The sequence below is a fragment of the Pantoea sp. JK genome, assembly GCF_026130245.1.
GTDB classification, from domain to species: Bacteria; Pseudomonadota; Gammaproteobacteria; order Enterobacterales; family Enterobacteriaceae; genus Pantoea; species Pantoea trifolii.
On record NZ_JAINFN010000007.1, the window covers coordinates 262946 to 275389 of the forward strand.

The 12444-nt window shown below is 52.6% G+C and carries 12 protein-coding genes; all 12 read left to right on the top strand.

Translation table 11 applies throughout. The features are described 5' to 3' along the window. Window positions 1-11 precede the first annotated feature (11 nt). The 12 genes from tsf (at window position 12) to lpxA (ending at window position 12444) form a co-directional block, all read left to right on the top strand. Window positions 12-863: a translation elongation factor Ts gene (gene tsf, locus PanJK_RS16760; protein WP_256695662.1), complete on the top strand. Its 852-nt coding sequence runs from the start codon at window positions 12-14 to the stop codon at window positions 861-863. A 154-nt stretch (window positions 864-1017) separates the two neighbouring features. Next, the gene (pyrH, locus tag PanJK_RS16765) at window positions 1018-1743 is read left to right on the top strand and encodes a UMP kinase (protein ID WP_007893903.1); all 726 of its coding nucleotides are present in this window, start codon (window positions 1018-1020) and stop codon (window positions 1741-1743) included. A gap of 142 nt (window positions 1744-1885) precedes the next feature. Further along, window positions 1886-2443, top strand: a complete 558-nt coding sequence (gene frr, locus PanJK_RS16770; protein ID WP_036649587.1) for a ribosome recycling factor — start codon at window positions 1886-1888, stop codon at window positions 2441-2443. 114 nt (window positions 2444-2557) lie between these two features. After that, a complete protein-coding gene (ispC, locus tag PanJK_RS16775; RefSeq protein WP_196761366.1) occupies window positions 2558-3760 on the top strand; it encodes a 1-deoxy-D-xylulose-5-phosphate reductoisomerase in 1203 nt (400 codons plus the stop codon). Between the two features lie 166 nt (window positions 3761-3926). Further along, window positions 3927-4679: a (2E,6E)-farnesyl-diphosphate-specific ditrans,polycis-undecaprenyl-diphosphate synthase gene (gene ispU, locus PanJK_RS16780; protein ID WP_007893909.1), complete on the top strand. Its 753-nt coding sequence runs from the start codon at window positions 3927-3929 to the stop codon at window positions 4677-4679. A gap of 18 nt (window positions 4680-4697) precedes the next feature. After that, window positions 4698-5555 carry a phosphatidate cytidylyltransferase gene (gene cdsA / locus PanJK_RS16785; RefSeq protein ID WP_154154075.1) on the top strand — a complete coding sequence of 286 codons (858 nt, stop codon included), beginning with the start codon at window positions 4698-4700 and terminating at the stop codon, window positions 5553-5555. A 12-nt stretch (window positions 5556-5567) separates the two neighbouring features. Further along, window positions 5568-6917, top strand: a complete 1350-nt coding sequence (rseP, locus tag PanJK_RS16790) for a sigma E protease regulator RseP (protein ID WP_265301288.1) — start codon at window positions 5568-5570, stop codon at window positions 6915-6917. 51 nt (window positions 6918-6968) lie between these two features. Beyond that, on the top strand, window positions 6969-9380 hold the full coding sequence (gene bamA / locus PanJK_RS16795) for an outer membrane protein assembly factor BamA (RefSeq protein WP_008108479.1): 2412 nt from the start codon (window positions 6969-6971) through the stop codon (window positions 9378-9380). Window positions 9381-9475: 95 nt separating this feature from the next. Continuing rightward, window positions 9476-9976 carry an OmpH family outer membrane protein gene (locus tag PanJK_RS16800; protein ID WP_007893920.1) on the top strand — a complete coding sequence of 167 codons (501 nt, stop codon included), beginning with the start codon at window positions 9476-9478 and terminating at the stop codon, window positions 9974-9976. A gap of 3 nt (window positions 9977-9979) precedes the next feature. After that, window positions 9980-11005, top strand: coding sequence for a UDP-3-O-(3-hydroxymyristoyl)glucosamine N-acyltransferase (gene lpxD / locus PanJK_RS16805; protein WP_265301292.1), 1026 nt, complete (start codon window positions 9980-9982; stop codon window positions 11003-11005). Between the two features lie 191 nt (window positions 11006-11196). Continuing rightward, on the top strand, window positions 11197-11652 hold the full coding sequence (gene fabZ, locus PanJK_RS16810; RefSeq protein ID WP_007893924.1) for a 3-hydroxyacyl-ACP dehydratase FabZ: 456 nt from the start codon (window positions 11197-11199) through the stop codon (window positions 11650-11652). 3 nt (window positions 11653-11655) lie between these two features. Beyond that, the gene (gene lpxA / locus PanJK_RS16815; protein ID WP_265301301.1) at window positions 11656-12444 is read left to right on the top strand and encodes an acyl-ACP--UDP-N-acetylglucosamine O-acyltransferase; all 789 of its coding nucleotides are present in this window, start codon (window positions 11656-11658) and stop codon (window positions 12442-12444) included.

The window sequence follows — 12444 nt, forward strand, 5'->3', positions numbered from 1 at the left end:
AGGATTCTGGAATGGCTGATATTACCGCTGCATTGGTAAAAGAACTGCGTGAGCGTACTGGCGCAGGCATGATGGACTGCAAAAAAGCGCTGACCGAAGCGAACGGCGACATCGAGCTGGCGATTGAGAACATGCGCAAATCTGGCGCAATCAAAGCCGCTAAGAAAGCAGGCAACGTTGCTGCTGATGGCGTGATCAAAACCAAAATCGCTGACGGCTTCGCGGCGATCCTGGAAGTAAACTGCCAGACCGACTTCGTTGCTAAAGATGGCGGTTTCCTGGCGTTTGTTGAAAAGGTTCTGGATGCAGCTGTCGCTGGCAAAGTTACCGATGTGGAAGTTCTGAAAGCGCAGTTCGAAGAAGAACGCGTAGCGCTGGTTGCGAAAATCGGTGAGAACATCAACATCCGTCGTGTTGCTATCCTGGAAGGCGCTGAGCTGAACAGCTATCAGCATGGCGCACGTATCGGTGTGGTTGTTTCTACCACCGGTGCTGACGAAGAACTGAGCAAGCAAGTTGCTATGCACATCGCTGCAAGCAAGCCAGAATTCGTTAAGCCAGAAAACGTGTCTGCAGACGTGGTTGAGAAAGAGTACCAGGTTCAGCTGGACATCGCCATGCAGTCTGGCAAGCCAAAAGAAATCGCAGAGAAAATGGTTGAAGGCCGCATGAAGAAATTCACCGGCGAAGTTTCTCTGACCGGTCAGGCTTTCGTTATCGATCCAAGCAAAACCGTTGGCCAGGCGTTGAAAGAGAAAAACGCTGACGTCATCAACTTCATCCGCTTCGAAGTGGGTGAAGGCATTGAGAAAGTTGAAGCTGACTTCGCAGCAGAAGTTGCTGCAATGTCCAAACAGTCTTAATGGTCCGAAAGAACCGCCACAAGGCGGTTCTTTTTTGTCTGCGATTTAGTGCAGCACTTTCAGTCTCATCCCAATAGCTTTTCTCGCGGGCTTTGCGGATGATCGACCAGATTTTACTTCTCCTTTTCATCATATCTTCCAGGAAGAACTGACCATGGCGACCAACGCAAAACCTGTATATCAACGTATCCTGCTAAAACTGAGTGGCGAAGCACTGCAAGGTGCCGAAGGTTTTGGCATCGACGCGAGCGTGCTTGACCGCATGGCGCAAGAGGTTAAAGAGCTGGTTGAATTGGGCATTCAGGTGGGTGTGGTTATTGGTGGCGGTAACTTGTTCCGCGGCGCAGGTCTGGCCCAGGCGGGCATGAACCGTGTGGTCGGCGACCATATGGGCATGCTGGCAACAGTAATGAATGGCCTGGCAATGCGTGATGCGCTGCACCGTGCGTATGTCAATGCGCGCCTGATGTCAGCGATTCCGCTGAACGGCGTGTGTGATAACTACAGCTGGGCAGAAGCGATCAGTCTGCTGCGCAATAACCGCGTCGTGATCTTCGCGGCCGGTACCGGCAACCCGTTCTTTACCACTGACTCTGCAGCTTGCCTGCGCGGCATCGAAATCGAAGCCGACGTGGTACTGAAAGCCACCAAAGTAGACGGCGTCTACTCTGAAGATCCGGTGAAAAACCCGGATGCCACGCTGTATGACCAACTGAGCTATGCAGAAGTGTTGGATAAAGAGCTCAAAGTGATGGATCTCGCCGCCTTTACGCTGGCGCGTGACCATAAACTGCCTATCCGCGTCTTCAACATGAACAAGCCAGGCGCATTGCGTCGCGTCGTGATGGGTGAAAAAGAAGGCACCCTGATTACGCATTAATACCCGACGCACGTTAAAATAAGGTATATTCTTTTGCCGCGATGCTCTGGCATCGCGCAGCAATTAGGATGATCGATGTTTATCGATACCGCTTCCGGTTAGCCCGGAAATGGCCAGGTCAACCGAATTCAAGGGTTTCAACGTGATTAACGACATTAAAAAAGATGCAGACACGCGCATGGAAAAATGTGTGGATGCATTTAAAAACAACATCAGCAAAATCCGCACCGGCCGTGCTTCGCCTTCACTGCTCGACGGCATTGTGGTTCCTTATTACGGTACACCTACGCCGCTGCGTCAGTTGGCTAGCGTGACGGTAGAGGATTCACGTACGTTGAAAATCAACGTATTTGATCGCTCGCTGAGCGCTGCTGTTGAGAAAGCGATTATGACGTCTGATTTGGGTCTGAACCCAAGCTCAGCCGGTAGCGATATTCGTGTACCGCTGCCAGCGCTGACCGAAGAGCGTCGTAAAGATCTGATCAAGATCGTACGTGGCGAAGCTGAACAGGGCCGTGTCTCTGTACGTAACGTCCGCCGTGATGCGAACGACAAGATCAAAGCGCTGCTGAAAGACAAAGAGATCAGCGAAGACGACGAACGTCGTACGCAGGATGAGATCCAGAAAATGACCGATGCGCACATCAAGAGTGTTGATGCGGCATTGGCCGATAAAGAAAAGGAACTGATGGACTTCTAATTCCATCAACTGCTTTTCAAAACGCCGTTCAGAGACGTGTTCGACTCTGGCGGCGTTTTACATTGTGTCCGGCGCTGTTGCGGGCACCCTCCACGACTTCACAGGGATAGCATGATGAAGCGATTAACTCTGCTGGGTTCGACCGGCTCCATTGGTACCAGCACGCTGGCGGTGATTGCCGCAAATCCTGAACTTTATCAGGTGACCGCGCTAGTGGCCGGCCAGAATGTGGCGTTGATGGCCGAGCAATGCCTGCAATTCCAGCCGCGCTATGCTGCGATGTCCGACGAGAAATCTGCCCAAGCGCTGCGTGAGCGACTGAAAGCACTCAACGTTAATACCGAAGTGCTCTCCGGCGTTCAGGCTGCCTGCGAACTGGCCGCGCTGGATGATGTGGATCAGGTGATGGCGGCGATTGTTGGCGCCTCAGGTTTACAGCCTACCATGGCCGCCATTCGTGCCGGCAAAACCGTGCTGCTGGCCAACAAAGAATCGCTTGTCACATGCGGCCGTCTGTTTATGGAGGCGGTACGCCAACATCAGGTGCAATTGCTACCCGTCGATAGTGAGCACAACGCCATTTTTCAGAGTTTACCCGCTTCCATACAGCATCAGTTGGGGTACGCTGATCTACGGGGGAACGGCATCGAGTCGATTCTCCTTACGGGATCGGGTGGTCCTTTTCGTGACACGCCATTAGCCGATTTAGCCGGTATGTCGCCGGATCAGGCCTGTGCGCATCCGAACTGGTCAATGGGGCGTAAAATCTCCGTTGATTCGGCCACCATGATGAATAAAGGTCTTGAATACATTGAAGCCCGCTGGCTGTTTAATGCGACTGACGCGCAGATGGAGGTGATCCTGCATCCGCAGTCGGTTATCCATTCGATGGTGCGTTATTGCGACGGCAGCGTGCTGGCGCAACTGGGCTCTCCGGATATGCGGACGCCTATCGCGCACAGCATGGCATGGCCAGCACGTATCTCTGCGGGCGTAACGCCGCTCGACTTCACTCGCATGAAGTCGTTGACGTTTGCCGAGCCGGACTACGAGCGCTATCCCTGCCTGAAGCTTGCGATTGATGCCTGTGCCACAGGTCAGGCCGCGACGACCTCGCTGAACGCAGCGAATGAAGTGGCGGTGGCAGCTTTTCTGCAGCACCAGATTCGCTTTACCGATATCGCTGCCATCAACAGCGAAGTGCTGGCGTCCCTGAGCTGTCAGGAGCCGGGCAGCATTGACGAGGTGATGGAGATTGATCGGTTAGCGCGCGTGCGTGCCAATGAATTGTTGCCGCGCTTTCGTTTAGCAGGTTGATAGTTCCCGCTATTTGTTCGCTCTGGGTGAAAATGGTATAGTCGCTCGCTCGCGTTTCACAGCCCGACATTGTTTCGATGTCATCTGGCGTGTTTGCCGGAGTTTGCTGCAGGCGCAATGTATTCAGAAACCACAGCATTTCTGATGAAAGGAATTATTACGCGTTATGTCGTCCAACAATCACAACACAATCGATGACGAGTCGTACTGCACGCCACGTCACGTGGCCATCATTATGGATGGTAATGGTCGCTGGGCAAAAAATCAGGGCAAACTGCGTATTTCAGGCCACAAAGCCGGGGTAAAATCAGTACGCCGGGCTGTCAGCTTTGCGGTTAGCCATAAACTGGAAGCGCTCACGCTTTATGCGTTCAGCAGTGAAAACTGGAGCCGTCCGATTCAGGAAGTGACAGCATTAATGGAGTTGTTTGTCTGGGCGCTCGACAGCGAAGTCAAAAGCCTGCACAAGCACAATGTGCGTCTGCGCATTATTGGTGATATCAGTCGTTTCAATAACCGTATTCAGGAACGTATTCGCCGCGCCGAGGAACTGACTCAGCAAAATAATGGACTGACCCTTAACATTGCTGCCAACTATGGCGGCCGTTGGGATATTATCCAGGGTGCCAGAAAATTGGCCGAACAGGTTCAGGAAGGTTTACTGCGTCCTGACCAGATTACCGAAGAAAGCCTGGCTCCGTATCTGTGTATGCAGGAGCTGGCGCCAGTGGATTTAGTGATAAGGACCGGGGGAGAGCATCGGATTAGCAACTTCCTGCTGTGGCAAATCGCCTATGCTGAGTTTTGGTTTACCGATGTTCTTTGGCCTGATTTTGATGAAAACGTTTTTGAAGGTGCACTGAATGCATTCTCTACGCGGGAGCGACGCTATGGCGGTACTGCACCAGGCGGCGCCTAAGCAATTTGGGGGTAACCTTTGCTGAAGTCTCGTCTGATTACCGCGTTAATTTTGATTCCGCTGGTGATCGCTGCACTGTTCTGGTTACCCCTGTCCGGTTTTGCGATTATCACTATCATCATCTGCATGCTTGCCGCCTGGGAATGGGGGCAGTTTGCCGGCATGAAAACGCGTCAGCAACGTATCTGGCTCGCCGTGCTATGCGGTCTGTTGCTGTCCGCGATGCTTTTTACTCTTGAACCCTATCAACGCAATCTGCACCAATTTCAGATGGAAGGCTCGCTCTGGGCATCGCTGGTGTGGTGGATTGCCGCGCTCATCTTAGTACTGTTCTATCCTGCCTCTGCTGCCTTGTGGCGTCATTCGCGTGCGCTGCGCCTGCTGTTTGGCCTGCTCACCTTGATTCCCTTCTTCTGGGGGATGATGGCGCTGCGTCAGTATCATTACGATACCGATCATTTCGCCGGCGCATGGTGGCTGCTGTTCGTGATGTTCCTCGTCTGGGGCGCAGATTCTGGTGCTTACATGTTTGGCCGTCTGTTTGGCAAACATAAGCTGGCTCCGAAAGTCTCTCCGGGTAAAACCTGGGAAGGTTTCTTCGGCGGCCTGTTGTCATCTGCCATCATCGCCTGGCTGTTTGCCCTGCTGGCACCGCTTTCGGTTGCGCCGGGCACGCTAATTATCTGCGCGGTGATTGCCACGCTGGCATCGGTATTGGGCGACCTGACAGAAAGTATGTTCAAGCGTGAAGCGGGCATTAAAGACAGCGGTAACTTGATTCCGGGGCACGGTGGTATTCTCGATCGTATTGATAGCCTGACTGCTGCGGTGCCGGTGTTTGCCTGCCTGCTGCTGTTGGTGTTCCGCACCCTCTGAGGATAGCCGACGATGTTGAGTATACTCTGGAGTTTTGCCGCCTTTATCGTGGCGCTTGGCGTGCTGATTACCGTGCACGAGTTTGGCCATTTCTGGGTGGCGCGCCGCTGCGGTGTCAAAGTTGAACGTTTCTCGATTGGCTTTGGTAAAGCGCTGTGGCGTCGCAGCGATCGTCAGGGCACCGAATATGTCATCGCGCTGATTCCGCTCGGCGGCTACGTCAAAATGCTCGACGAACGCGTTGAGAGCATTCCCGCCGAACTGCGTCACCAAGCCTTCAATAATAAAACCGTGCTGCAACGTGCGTCGATTATCGCAGCCGGTCCTATCGCTAATTTCATCTTCGCCATCTTTGCTTATTGGGCCGTGTTTATTCACGGCGTGCCAGGTGTGCGCCCCGTAGTTGGTGAAATTCTGAACGGTTCCGTCGCTGCTGAAGCGCAAATTAGCTCCGGCATGGAACTTAAAGCGGTAGATGGTATCGAAACGCCTGATTGGGATGCTGTGCGTATGGCGCTGATCGGTAAAATCGGCGACAGCGATGCCACGCTTACCGTCTCGCAATTTGGCGAAGAAGCTACGCAGCAAAAGCAATTAAATTTGCGCGATTGGCAATTTGAGCCTGATAAACAGGATCCGGTGGTCGCTTTAGGTATTCGTCCACGTGGGCCGCAGATTGAAACGACCTTAGCTGAAGTTCAGGCAAACTCACCGGCAAGCAATGCTGGTTTGCAAGCGGGCGATAGGATCGTTAAAGTCGATGGTCAGCCATTGTCACAGTGGCAGGCTTTTGCGGCACAGGTGCGGGATAATCCGGGCAAAAACATGGCGCTAGACATCGAGCGCAACGGCGAACCTGTGGCGTTGACACTAACGCCGGAAGCGAAACCGGGCAAGGAAGCGGAAGGCTTTGCGGGTGTCATTCCGCGTGTGATTCCGCTGCCTGATGAGTACAAAACGGTAAGGCAGTATGGGCCTTTTGCGGCGATCGGCGAAGCCAGTGTAAAAACCTGGCAGCTGATGAAGCTAACGGTGTCCATGCTGGGCAAGTTGATAATCGGGGATGTGAAGCTGAATAACCTGAGCGGGCCGATTTCGATCGCGCAGGGTGCCGGGTTATCAGCAGAGTACGGGGTGATTTATTACCTGATGTTCCTGGCGCTTATCAGCGTCAACCTGGGCATCATTAACCTGTTCCCTCTGCCGGTTTTAGATGGTGGTCATCTGCTCTTTCTGGCGATCGAAAAGATCAAAGGTGGACCGGTGTCCGAGCGAGTTCAGGACTTTAGTTATCGCATTGGCTCAATCTTGCTAGTGCTGTTAATGGGGCTTGCACTTTTCAATGATTTCTCTCGTTTGTAATAGCTGGAACGCATACAGACGCGGGATGTGTTAGGAAAACGCATAACAACGATGGCGATGAAAAAGTTGCTCATAGCGTCGCTGCTGTTTAGCAGCGCCACCGTTTACGGTGCAGACGATTTCGTAGTGAAGGACATTCATTTCGAAGGTCTCCAGCGAGTCGCCGTCGGCGCGGCTCTGCTCAGCATGCCGGTTCGTGTCGGTGATACGGTGAATGACGATGACGTCAGAAACACCATTCGCTCACTGTTCGCCACCGGTAACTTTGAAGATGTGCAGGTTCTGCGTGACGGTACCACCCTGATTGTTCAGGTGAAAGAGCGTCCGACCATTGCCAACATCACTTTCTCCGGCAACAAAGCGGTGAAAGAAGATCAGCTGAAACAGAACCTCGAAGCGTCTGGCGTGCGCGTTGGCGAAGCGCTGGACCGCACCACGCTCTCTTCAATCGAGAAGGGCCTGGAAGACTTCTATTACAGCGTCGGTAAATACACCGCCAGCGTCAAAGCCATTGCTACGCCGCTGCCGCGCAACCGTGTGGATCTGAAATTCGTCTTCCAGGAAGGCGTTTCAGCACAGATCCAGCAGATCAACATCGTCGGCAATAAAGCATTTAGCTCTGACGAACTGATCTCGCGCTTCTCACTGCGTGATGAAGTGCCATGGTGGAACGTGGTGGGCGATCGCAAATACCAGAAGCAAAAGTTAGCGGGCGATCTCGAAACCCTGCGCAGCTTCTATCTGGATCGCGGTTATGCGCGTTTCAACATCGATTCTACGCAGGTGAGCCTGACGCCAGATAAGAAAGGCATCTACATCACCGTGAACATCAACGAAGGCGATCAGTACAAGATTGCCGGCGTGATCGTGAACGGCAGCATGGCGGGCCATTCTGCTGAAATCGAAAAGATGACCAGAATTCCAGCGGGTGAGCTGTATAACGGCACCAAAGTCACCCAAATGGAAGATGACATCAAGAAATTGCTGGGCCGCTACGGTTACGCCTATCCGCGGGTAATGACCCAGCCAGAAATTAATGATGCTGACAAAACCGTCAAGCTGCATATCAACGTGGATGCGGGCAACCGTTACTACGTGCGTAAAGTGCGCTTTGAAGGAAACGACACCTCAAAAGATTCAGTGCTGCGTCGTGAAATGCGCCAGATGGAAGGTGCCTGGTTGGGCAGCGACCTCGTCGATCAGGGTAAAGAGCGTCTGAATCGTACCGGTTACTTCGAAACCGTGGATGTGGATACGCAACGCGTTCCAGGTGCACCAGACCAGGTTGATGTGGTCTACAAGGTGAAAGAGCGTAACACTGGTACCTTCAACTTTGGTGTCGGTTACGGTACTGAAAGTGGCGTGAGCTTCCAGGTGGGTGTGACCCAGGAAAACTGGCTCGGCACCGGCAACACCGTTGGCATTAGCGGCACTAAAAACGATTACCAGACCTATGCTGAGTTCTCATTGACCGATCCGTACTTCACGGTCGACGGTGTGAGCCTTGGCGGTCGTTTGTTCTATAACGACTTTAAAGCCGATGACGCGGATCTGTCTGACTATACCAACAAAAGTTATGGTCTTGACGGTACGCTTGGCTTCCCGGTCAACGAAAACAACACCCTGCGTGTTGGTTTAGGTTACGTGCATAACGACCTCTCCAACATGCGTCCACAGGTGGCGATGTGGCGTTATCTGGATTCAGTCGGTCGTCATCAAGGCTTGAATGATGATGGTGATTTCTCTGCAGATGATTTCACCTTCAACTACGGTTGGACCTATAACACCTTAGACCGCGGCTTCTTCCCAACGCGCGGTAACCGTACCAACCTGAACGGTAAAGTGACGATTCCAGGCTCTGATAACGCGTTCTACAAAGCGACATTGGATAGCCAGCAATATGTGCCGCTGAACCGCGACGGTACATGGGTAGTATTAGGCCGTGGCCGTGTTGGATATGGTGACGGACTTAATGGTAAAGAGATGCCGTTCTATGAGAACTTCTACGGCGGTGGCTCGAGCACAGTGCGTGGCTTCCAGTCCAATACCATTGGTCCTAAAGCTGCGTATCTGAACGATGGCTCATCAACCTGTAATCTCTCAGATCCAAACGGCGTCTGTAAGTCGGATGATGCGGTTGGTGGTAACGCCATGGCGATTGCCAGCCTTGAGCTGATCACGCCAACGCCGTTCCTGAGCGAGAAGTATGCGAATTCCGTGCGTACTTCGGTGTTTATGGATGCCGGTACCGTTTGGGATACCAAATGGCAGAACACCGCGGAAACACGCGCGGCGGGTGTGCCAGATTACAGCGATCCTAATAACATTCGCGTCTCTGCCGGTGTGGCACTGCAGTGGATGTCACCGTTAGGACCGCTGGTATTCTCATACGCCCAGCCGATGAAGAAAGTCGAGGGAGACAAGTCAGAGCAATTCCAGTTTAACATTGGTAAAACCTGGTAAGGCTCTGAGCAGGGAAGTGAAAATACCGTCTTGCACGCGTGCTGCCTGATAATGCGGCACGCTGCAAACACACACGTTGAGGTAAGGAGTTTATAGTGAAAAAGTTGTTCTGTGCTGCTGCTCTGGGTGTTGCGTTAGCTGCTTCTGCGGGTGCCCAAGCGGCTGATAAAGTTGCCGTCGTGAACCTGAGCCAGGTTTTCCAGCAGTCTCCGCAGCGTGCTGCTGTTGCTAAACAGCTTGAAGGTGAATTCCAGAGCCGCGCCTCTGATCTCCAGTCTCAGCAGCAGAAGATCCAGCAAGAAATTCAGGATCTGCAGCGTAATGCATCGACCATGAAAGCGAGCGACCGCACCAAGAAAGAGAAGCAAATCTCTTCTGAGCGTGCTGCCTTTGAACAAAAAGCACAGGCTTTTGACAAAGACAACCAAACTCGTCAGATGCAGGAGCGTAACAAGCTGCTGGCTAAAATCCAGACCGCTGTTCAGTCTGTAGCGAAAAGCGAAGGTTACGATCTGGTTCTGGACTCTCAGGCCGTGCTGTACTCTTCTTCTGATGCTAAAGACATCACTGCTGACGTTGTAAAACAGGTTAAATAATTGATGTCATCAATTCGACTGGCTGATTTAGCCCAGCAGTTGGATGCAGAATTGCACGGAGATGGCGATATCGTCATCTCCGGCATTGCTTCTATGCAATCCGCCACAACTGGCCAAATCACTTTTCTTGCAAACAGCCGCTACCGCGAGCAGCTCGCTACTATCCAGGCTTCAGCCGTGGTGCTGACGGAAGCGGATCTGGAGTGGTGTAAAACGGCCGCCCTGGTGGTGAAAAATCCTTACTTAACTTATGCCCGCATGGCACAACTGCTGGACACCACGCCGCAGCCCGCGCAGAATATCGCGCCCAGTGCGGTGATCGATGCAACGGCTAAGCTGGGTAAGAATGTTTCGGTAGGCGCAAATGCGGTGATCGAGTCCGGCGTAGAGCTGGGTGACGACGTCGTTATTGGCGCAGGATGTTTTGTTGGTAAGCAGACGCGTATCGGTCGCGGCTCACGTTTGTGGGCTAACGTCACGATTTATCACGAAATTCAGATTGGTCAGGATTGTCTGATTCAGTCGGGCACCGTTATTGGTGCTGATGGTTTCGGCTATGCTAACGATCGCGGCAATTGGGTGAAAATCCCACAACTGGGTACCGTAGTGATTGGTAATCGGGTAGAAATTGGTGCCTGTACCACCATCGATCGCGGCGCGCTGGATAACACTCTGATCGGCAATGGTGTTATCATAGACAACCAGTGTCAGATTGCGCACAACGTCGTGATTGGTGATAACACCGCAGTTGCGGGTGGTGTGATCATGGCGGGTAGTCTGAAGATTGGACGTTACTGTATGATTGGCGGCGCCAGCGTCATTAACGGCCATATGGAAATCTGTGACAAAGTGACCGTAACGGGCATGGGCATGGTAATGCGCCCCATCACAGAGCCAGGCGTGTATTCGTCGGGTATTCCACTGCAACCCAACAAAACCTGGCGTAAAACAGCAGCGCTGGTGATGAACATCGATGAAATAAGCAAACGCTTAAAAGCCATCGAACGTAAGGTCGGCAAAGACGACTAAACGCATCCCACGCTACTCGCTTTCATAACAAGAAGTGTACTTTCTGCCACCTTCGGCTAACCCGAGAATGGCACCAGGTATCGTAAGAAAGCGAAACGCCCCGAACTAATTTGCGGCCTGCGGAAGATCATTTTGATCGGTGCAGGCCGTGTTATTGTTGCCATCAGATTTTTTAGGACAGGAAGAGTATTTTGACTACTGAAACGCATACTCTGAAAATTGAAGAGATTTTAGAACTGCTGCCACACCGCTATCCTTTCTTGCTGGTTGATCGCGTGCTGGATTTTGAAGAGCATAAATATCTGCGCGCGGTGAAGAACGTTTCTGTTAACGAACCGTTTTTCCAGGGACATTTCCCTGGTAAGCCGATTTTCCCAGGCGTTCTGATTCTGGAAGCGATGGCGCAAGCGACCGGCATTCTGGCGTTCAAAAGCGTTGGAAAACTGGAACCAGGCGAACTCTATTACTTCGCTGGTATCGATGAAGCCCGTTTCAAACGTCCGGTTGTGCCGGGCGATCAGATGATCATGGAAGTGACCTTCGAGAAAACCCGTCGTGGCCTGACGCGCTTTAAAGGCGTGGCGACCGTGGACGGCAAAATTGTCTGTGAAGCGACCATGATGTGTGCCCGTAGCCGGGAGGCATAATAAGTGATTGATTCAACCACCAATATCCATCCCAGTTCTGTCATTGAAGAGGGTGCCGTGATCGGCGCCAATGTTCACATCGGTCCGTTCTGCTTTATCGGTGCCAATGTGGAAATTGGTGAAGGAACGGTACTCAAATCGCACGTGGTGGTGAACGGCCATACGCGTATCGGCAAAGACAATCAGATCTACCAGTTCGCTTCCATTGGTGAAGTGAACCAGGACCTGAAATATGCGGGCGAACCAACGCGCGTTGAAATTGGCGATCGCAACCGCATCCGCGAGAGCGTCACCATTCATCGAGGCACCACGCAGGGCGGCAATGTGACCAAAGTCGGCAGCGATAACCTGCTGATGGTGAATGCTCACATCGCGCATGACTGCGTGATCGGCAATCGCTGCATCTTTGCTAACAATGCCACGCTGGGCGGTCACGTCACCGTTGATGATTTTGCCATTATCGGCGGCATGACGGCAGTACATCAGTGGTGCACCATTGGTGCTCACGTGATGGTTGGTGGTTGTTCAGGCGTTGCGCAGGATGTGCCGCCTTATGTCATTGCGCAGGGTAACCACGCAACGCCATACGGTATCAACATCGAAGGTCTGAAGCGTCGCGGCTTTAGCAAAGAAGCGCTGCATGCCATTCGCAACGCGTACAAACTGCTGTACCGCAGCGGAAAAACGCTGGATGAAGTGAAACCAGAGATTGAAGAGCTGGCGAAACAACACAGCGAAGTGCAGCCTTTCTATGACTTCTTTGCCCGTTCTACGCGTGGATTGATTCGTTAA

Excerpts from the sequence above, each read along its gene's own strand:
- tsf (WP_256695662.1), top strand. The coding sequence starts at position 12 with ATGGCTGATATTACCGCTGCATTGGTAAAAGAACTGCGTGAGCGTACT.
- pyrH (WP_007893903.1), top strand. The coding sequence starts at position 1,018 with ATGGCGACCAACGCAAAACCTGTATATCAACGTATCCTGCTAAAACTG.
- ispC (WP_196761366.1), top strand. The coding sequence starts at position 2,558 with ATGAAGCGATTAACTCTGCTGGGTTCGACCGGCTCCATTGGTACCAGC.
- ispU (WP_007893909.1), top strand. The coding sequence starts at position 3,927 with ATGTCGTCCAACAATCACAACACAATCGATGACGAGTCGTACTGCACG.
- rseP (WP_265301288.1), top strand. The coding sequence starts at position 5,568 with ATGTTGAGTATACTCTGGAGTTTTGCCGCCTTTATCGTGGCGCTTGGC.
- bamA (WP_008108479.1), top strand. The coding sequence starts at position 6,969 with ATGGCGATGAAAAAGTTGCTCATAGCGTCGCTGCTGTTTAGCAGCGCC.
- lpxD (WP_265301292.1), top strand. The coding sequence starts at position 9,980 with ATGTCATCAATTCGACTGGCTGATTTAGCCCAGCAGTTGGATGCAGAA.